Below are 6,334 nucleotides of genomic sequence, written 5' to 3' on the forward strand. Positions count from 1 at the left end.
CTTCAACCGGCTCAAGCAATGCCGCTCGGTGGCCACCCGCTACGACAAGACGAGCACATCGTTCCAGGCCACCGTCACCATCGCCGCGCTGCTGCAGTGGCTATGACCCTTTGGCGACACGGCCTAGTAGGTCGATATCCACGAACCCCGGATATGTCAACTGCTGGTCGGCGTGAAGTGCAGGGCGAACCAGGGGTGGGCGGCCGGCCATCGTTTGATGGCCGGGGTCTTGTAAGTGGAGGCGTTGTCGAGCACGACGTGGACGTCCAAGACGGCGGGAACCTCCTGGTCAAGGGTGGCCAGGAACTTCTTGAACTCGATCGCCCTGGTGCGGGCGTACAGGAAACCGATGACTTTCCCGGTGGCCAGGTTGAGAGCGGCGTAGAGGCTGGAGGTGCCGGCCCGGACGTAGTCGGGGGTGGTCCTTTGCGGGGCGCCGGACATCATCATCGGCAGGATCGGCGCGGTGCAGGCGAGGGCCTTGGTCTGGGACTTCTCGTCGACGCAGAGCACGACGGCGACCTGCACGATCTCCGAATTCCGAATGGTGATGTCCGCGACGTGATCGACCGTGATGGTCTTCTCGTTGTCGGTGAGCACGTAGGCTGGCACCCCGCCGAGGCGCCGCAACGTGGCGTCCAGGCAGGCCACGATCGTCGGCAGCGTATTGTCCAGAACCGAGATCACGACCCGGAACCGTGACCAGGACAGCCACGCGCACCACAACGTGGTCCGCCGCCCGCCGATCCGCGGCCCCTCGCCTCCGTCGAACTGCATCCACAACCCCGGCTCCGGAATCCACGGCCGAAACACCCGCCGCTGACCGGCCTGCCAGGACTTCTTCACCGCAGCGACCGCCCGGCGGGTGGTGCGTTCCCCACCGACGAAGCCCATCGCGGTGATCCGCCGGTGCACCACATCGGCGTGAATCCGGCCGCCGGAGCGGGCCACCAGCTCCTCGATCTCGTCCATGAAGTCGTCGATCGGCCGGGACCGCTGCGCACGCTCCTCCGGGTTGCGGTCCTCGGCCCGCAACTTCACATACCGGGCCACGGTGTGGTGATCACATCCCGCCAGCTCGGCCGCCGCACGGTAACTACCCGTGAGGTCGTACGCCTCCAAGATTTCCATGATCTCCCTGCCGCTCTTCACGCCGCCGACCGTCGCCGACCGGCATCCGGTGTTGATCAGCGGGGAGATATCTGGCCGTCCACGGGGAGAACCCTGGCCATCAGCGGGGCGGTAAATGGCCGCCTATGGGGATCTTTCACTGGCCGCGGACACCACGTTTCGGAAACGACGGTAAACCGGCGAAGTGTTCGAAGTTGGCTCTCCCCCATCCCCCGCGTCGCCTGCTTAGCCTCATGTCGTTATGGCCCGCAGGTCATCGGTTCGGCGTAGCGTGGGTGCGCTGACCAGCACGCTAGGCGGTGGCCATGGTAGTAGAAAGCGCTCGGCGGGTGACCGAGGTCAAGGCAGAGATCGAGGAACGGTTCGGGTTTTTCCCGCCGTTCTTCGCTCCGGCGTTGGACCGGCCGGCGGTGCTGGAGAACCTGTGGCAGCAGACGCTGCGCAGCTATGTGGGCAACAGGTTGCCGCCGCTGCTTCTGGAACGAGCGTTCGCGGTGTTGTCTCGCTACTGCGACGTGCCGTACTGCGTGGTGTGCCACAGCTGCGCGTTACGGCCGATGGGCATGAGCACCCAGCAGATCCTGCAGTTGCTCGACGGGCCGCGAGGGCTACCCGGCGCCGACGAGGCCGTCGCGGTGCTGTCCGCCGCGCCGGCCGGCACGCCGCAGTGGGCGCAGCCGGGGCCGGTCGCGGATGCGGCGTTGCGGGCTGTGGTGTCGATGTTTCTGCGCGACAGTGACCGCAGTCGGCTCGCTGCGGCGTTACGTCGGGTGCTGCCGGCCGCCGACGTCGACGAACTGGTGTTGTTCCTGGGCTACGTGACGACCTGCCTTGAATGGGTGGAAGCGCACCCGGAGCTGTCGTACGAGGCGGATCTGCGGGCGATCACCCATCTCGGGCCGATGCTGGCCGAGGATCCGGCGCTGGGTGACTTCTTCGCCGACTACACCCATCGCCGCACGGTGACGCTCACCGGCAGGGAAGCGGCACTGACCGCGCAGGCCGAGGAGGCCGAGCAACGATTCTTCCTCATCTTCGAGCACGCCCCGATCGGGATGGTCATCGTCGACCTGCAGGGACGGTTTGTGCGGGTCAACCGTGCCCTTGCCGACATGCTCGGCTACGAACCCACCGAGTTGCAGGCGATGACGTTCGCCGAAATCAGTCACCCCGACGACGTCGACACCGGGTCGCAGGCGATTCAGGATCTGATCGCCGGGCGCATCGAGGTGTTCCAACAGGAAAAACGCTACCGCTGCGCCCGGGGGCTATGGATGTGGGCGCGGGTGTCCGCCGCGCTGCTACACACCGCCGACGGCAGCCCGGTGCACGTCATCACCCAGATCGAGGACGTCACCGAACGACACGAACACGCCGAGCAGCTCGCCGCGGCCAACGCCGAACTACGGCGCAGCAACCAGGACCTGGAAGAGTTCGCCGCGATCGTCGCCCACGATCTCAACGGCCCGTTGACCGGCATCCTCGGCCACGCGGCGCTGCTCGCCGAAGAGCTGCCCGGTGACACCCCGGCGAGCACCCGTGACCTGCTGACGCGGATCACCACCGTCGGCGGTGCGATGGCCGTCTTGATCAACGACCTGCTCGCCTACGCCCGGGCGGGCACCGAGACGCTGCAGATGCAATGGGTCGACGTCGACGCACTGATCGGCGAGTTGCTGCGCGACCTCAAACCCCACCTCGATGCGGCCCACGCCGAGGTGCGGGTCGCACCGCTGGGCAGCGTGTGCGCACACCCGACCCAGCTGCGTCAGGTACTGGCCAACCTGATCACCAACGCGGTGAAGTACACCGCCACGGACGTCACCCCGATCGTGGAGATCACCGCCGTCGAGTACGACGACGACATCATTTTCACCTTCGCCGACAACGGCCTCGGCATCCCCCCGGACGACACCGAGACGATCTTTCACATGTTTCACCGCGCCCACCACGACGCCGCCCCCGGCACCGGCGTCGGACTCGCCATCTGCCAGCGCATCATCGAACGCCACGGCGGCACCATCTGGGCCGAGGCCCGCCCCAACGGCGGCAGCCTCTTCAAGATCCGGCTTCCGCGGTATCCCACCGGAGCCGCCCACCGCACCGAATGCAGCCCACCGCCGCCGGCCGTCCGTGGCATCAGCCGGCCCCCCAACCCCTTGGTCTAGTCAAGGGCCCCGGGTTGGCCGGTCGGCAGGCGCACGCTGATGCGGGTGCCGGCCTGTTCGCTGGGGATATGGCGGATGCTGCCGTGGTGGCGTTCGATGATGGCCCGGCTGATTGCCAGGCCCAGCCCAGCGCCGGGGATACGCTGTTGCCTGGTGTGGCGGGAACGGTAGAAGCGGGTGAACAGGTAGTCCTGCTCGTCGGTGGGGACGCCGATCCCGGTGTCAGTGACGTCGAGTTGCACAGTCGTAGGCGCTGGCCGGATCACGGTGACGGTGATCCGCCCGCCGTCGAGACTGTGATTGACGGCGTTGTCGATCAGGTGGGTCACCACCTGGCCCAGCCGGTCCGGGTCGCCGCTGACGTTCGCCTCGGAGGGCGCCGCCGTGAGGTGCAGGCTGATGCCGGCGGCCTCCGCGGCCGGCCGGGCCGCGATGACAGCCGCGGTGACCAGCGAGACCAGGTCAACCGGTACGCGAGCCAGTTCTGCATGTCCGCTGTCGAGCGCGGACAGGTCCAGCAGATCGTCGATGATGTGTCGCATGATGTCGCTGTTACGGCTGAGTACATCGACGATGGCCGGCAGTTCGTCGGTCAGCTCGCTTGGGTCGCTGTCGCGCATTACCTCGATGTAGCTGCCGATCGAGGTCAGTGGGGTGCGTAACTCGTGGCCGATCAGCGCCAGGTATTCGTCCTTGCTGCGTGCCAGCGCCAAGGTCAGTTCTTCGGCCCGGCGGCGTTCCAGGAACTCGCCGACGTGCGCGCCGATCCCGGACAGCAACGCCAGCAAGTCGTCGGTGACGTCCTCGACCACGCCGGCGAAGAATGACAGCACCGCCAGAACGTGGCCGCCGGACGGAACCGGGATCGCCAGGCCGGTGTGCAACCGCCGGTGTGATCCGGCCGTGGCCGCGGGGATGTCGAGGTCGCCGATCCACACCGGTTTGCCGGTACGCCAGGCAGCACCGGTCAGCGCGTCACCGTGCTGCAGCTGTGGGGGAACGCCGCCGTGAGGATCGCCGCCGAGGGTGTACTGCACCGCCGGGATCAATGTGTCGGCTTGCTCGTCGACCAGCCACAACTCCGCATACGGCCAGCCCAGCGTCGTACACACCGCCTGCAGGATGCGAGGGCCGGCCTGCCGCACGCTCGGGGCGTGCGCCAGCGCCTCCGATACGGCCAGCTCGGTGGCCCGCATCCGTTCGGCGCGGCGGCGGTCGGTGATGTCGTGCGCCGCGATCACCGCCCCCAGCCGGCGTCCGTCCGCGGTCGTAATGGGTTGCGCATCAGTGGTGACAATCATGGCGCGCTGGTCCGGCAAGTGCACGGTCACCTCGAGGTCACGCAGGCGTTCTCCGGCCAGCGCGCGCAGCAACGGGATGTCGTCGGCTGCTATCGGGTTGCCGTCGGCGTCGGTCAGTGGACTGTTGCGGGCCCACGACTGCATCGAGCCGTCGGCCGGGGTGGGACCGGACAACCGCCGCATGGTGTGATTCGTGAACACCAGGCGGCCGTCGGCGTCGCAGGCGGCGACCCCCGTCTGCATACTGTCCAGCATGGCGTCGAGGAACAGCCGCTGCTGCTCGGCGTCTTCGCGGGCTCGGTGCTCGACGACGAACGCGGTACAGGCCTGGGCGCCTTCGTCGACCCCGGCCAGTTCGGCTGGTGACCACTGCCGCGGCTGGTAGTCCAGCACCGCGCACACCCCGACGATCTCGCCGTGCGGGTCGCGGATCGGAAAGCCGGCGAAAGCGCGGGCGCCGACCGCTCGGGCCGGGGAGTGTCGCGGTACCCGCGGATCCTTGTCGATGTCGGCGATGATCAGCGGGTGTGCCTGCCCGATTACCAGGCCCGTCAGCGTCGAGGTCGCCGGGACGCGGCTGATGGCTTGCCAGCCGTCCGGCAAGCCGGACCCGCCGGCCAGCCGTAGCTGGTCCCCTTCGGCCAGGTGGATCACCGCTGTCGGAGCACCTGCAGCCCGTGCCGTGACCGCGGCAAACTTGCTGATCGGCGCCTCCGTCAGCGTGCCGGTGATGAAGTCGACCTGCCGCACGGTAGTGCCGTGCACCATCGGGGCGTCCGCATCGCCGGGCGGCTGTTGGGCGTCCGAGGGCAGGCCCTTCTCCTCCACGCTGGCAGTCAACCATGACGGGGAGGAACAAAATGCAGTTTGCGATGTTTTGCCGGCGACGCCGGCGACCGCCGTGGACGCTGAGACCCGCCCTGGACGCCGTCGCACAGGAGCGACGGTGGCAGGCCGCGCTCGAACGCGCCCGGCACGAGCGCCACGAACAGCAGCGGGCCGCCGTAACCGATTCCGAGGTGTAGGTGATCGAGACGGCGACAGGCCGATCCCACCGCGCCGCGGCCGACCGGTCGCCGTGATCACCGGGTCACCGCGATGCTCCCCCTGCGGAGTGGCGCTCGAACTCAGCGACTTTGACCTTGCCGGGTGGCGCTCGCGGTGGCCGATACTCGGCGCTCGTTGTCACCTGCGTAAGCAGCCCTCCGGGCGTCGCCACACAGGTAACGGGCGCTACGTCCCGATGCGTAATCCAGAAAGGTGACGCAGACGATGTCGTCGCCGGGAAGCACTACGAATTCCTCGTGGACGTGACGTCAGTCTGTAGGCGACCCGGATCGCCGGACCATATCCCAGCGGCTCCGATGCGGCGGTGACTGCCTGCCGAATGAACGCGCATAAGGCATTCCGGTAGTCCGGTTCACCGACCTCGAGGACGAGGTGATTTCATTCCGCATCGTCGAGGCCGCACGCTCACTGCCGCGGTACAACGCGACGGCTCCCGCGTCTACCGCATACGGCGTAGCGCGCCCGGGGCGTACCGCACTGGTAGGAGCGGCATTTCCACCCAGGACGCGACGACCGAGACCGATGTCTATCCGTAGCTTCTAACTTGAGTTTTAACCTGTGCGGCGGGGTCGTGGTGTGGTGGAGGTCTTCTTTCTGACTGTGCCGTTCGGTGGTTTTGTCCTGGTGACGATGTGGACGTCGTGGCGGGTGGCCGGCTGGTTGTTG

Annotated in this window: 2 protein-coding genes and 1 pseudogene; 1 reads left to right on the plus strand and 2 read right to left on the minus strand. The window is 67.6% G+C overall.

What is annotated here, in order from left to right; genetic code table 11:
- Window positions 1-159: 159 nt before the first annotated feature.
- A pseudogene (locus tag J5X75_RS43565) lies at window positions 160-1,152 on the minus strand (transposase); the annotation flags it as partial.
- 308 nt (window positions 1,153-1,460) lie between these two features.
- On the opposite strand from J5X75_RS43565, the gene J5X75_RS45255 reads away from it, so the two are divergent.
- A complete protein-coding gene (locus J5X75_RS45255) occupies window positions 1,461-3,299 on the plus strand; it encodes a PAS domain S-box protein (RefSeq protein WP_208473609.1) in 1,839 nt (612 codons plus the stop codon).
- Here the strand turns inward: J5X75_RS45255 and J5X75_RS43575 are convergent.
- Window positions 3,296-5,428: a sensor histidine kinase gene (locus J5X75_RS43575; RefSeq protein WP_208473610.1), complete on the minus strand. Its 2,133-nt coding sequence runs from the start codon at window positions 5,426-5,428 to the stop codon at window positions 3,296-3,298. The two genes, J5X75_RS45255 and J5X75_RS43575, sit on opposite strands and share 4 nt — an antisense overlap.
- Between the last annotated feature and the right edge of the window lie 906 nt (window positions 5,429-6,334).

It is taken from the genome of Actinoplanes flavus, assembly GCF_017592555.1.
Taxonomy (GTDB): domain Bacteria; phylum Actinomycetota; class Actinomycetes; order Mycobacteriales; family Micromonosporaceae; genus Actinoplanes; species Actinoplanes flavus.